General features: G+C 29.7%; 1 protein-coding gene and 1 pseudogene. Both read right to left on the bottom strand.

What is annotated here, in order from left to right; genetic code table 11:
• Nucleotides 1–130: 130 nt before the first annotated feature.
• Nucleotides 131–634, bottom strand: coding sequence for a hypothetical protein (locus tag LS81_RS10995; RefSeq protein ID WP_034345493.1), 504 nt, complete (start codon nucleotides 632–634; stop codon nucleotides 131–133).
• A pseudogene (locus LS81_RS11615) lies at nucleotides 631–991 on the bottom strand (hypothetical protein); the annotation flags it as partial. The gene LS81_RS10995 and the pseudogene LS81_RS11615, both read right to left, overlap by 4 nt.

Genomic DNA, 991 nt, shown 5'->3' with positions numbered 1-991 from the left:
CAGTGTGAGATATTTTTTAATGATATTCATTGCACATTCTCAAACACACAATGCAACTCTGCATACGATGCATCAGCACACTCTGCCATATCTCTGAATGTCTTAATCATTATTTTATTTGTTGCCATTTTTACTCCTTTAGCATAATTGTTCTATCTTTTGAAAGAAAGTTTAATTTTTGCTTGATATTTAAGTTAAATCCAGCCCCCTCATCGCCTGTTAGGAATATACCATAGTCGGTATAACGAAATTTTTGTTCAAATGAAATAATATGTTCTACACCCATAGAATCTATATAGTATCTCTTATGTTGTTTGGAAGCTGTAATCGCACTACTTACTTGTTGAAAATCATATTGTTCATACTTATAAAATATTTCATAGCCATTGCTTGCGAAACCCAAAGAATATTCTCCATTAGATAGTAATCTAAATTCTCTATTTTTGGTTTCTCTATATAATTTTTCATCAAGTATATAAAATCCGCTCTGTGTATTCATTAAATATTGAAATTTATAGTATTGTGGATTTAAAAATTGGAATGAGCCTCCACTCAAGAATAGTATTAAAAATACTATCCCTCCAAAAAATATTACAATCCTTTTTAGTGTAAAATATTTTTTGATGACATTCATTGTAGGTTCTCAAATAAGAAAAATATAAAATCTACATTCTCAAATACATACTCCAAAAAAGCATAACTTGCATCAGCTGCATCTGCATAATCTACATTTTTAGATAATGGAGGTAGTATTATCTCTAGTGTATCATTTGGCGTATAAAAGCCACTTTGTGAAGAAATGTATTGTTCTTTAGATTCTCTATTTTCATAAGTGCTTGGTGTGAAGTAATATTCCTCTAAATCTCTATAGGGCGTAATAAGAGTTAAAGAAGGAATAGTTATATCTATTTGAGAGCTTAAAGCTTCTTTGCTTTGTGTATTAGCATTACTAGGAGCTGGAGCATTAATCTTAAAAGTATTTTCTTTAGGT

Origin of the sequence: Helicobacter trogontum, assembly GCF_000765905.2 — a bacterium.
Taxonomy (GTDB): Bacteria; Campylobacterota; Campylobacteria; order Campylobacterales; family Helicobacteraceae; genus Helicobacter_A; species Helicobacter_A trogontum.
This window is presented reverse-complemented; position numbering and strand designations above follow the sequence as displayed.

Excerpts from the sequence above, each read along its gene's own strand:
- LS81_RS10995 (WP_034345493.1), bottom strand. The coding sequence starts at position 634 with ATGAATGTCATCAAAAAATATTTTACACTAAAAAGGATTGTAATATTT.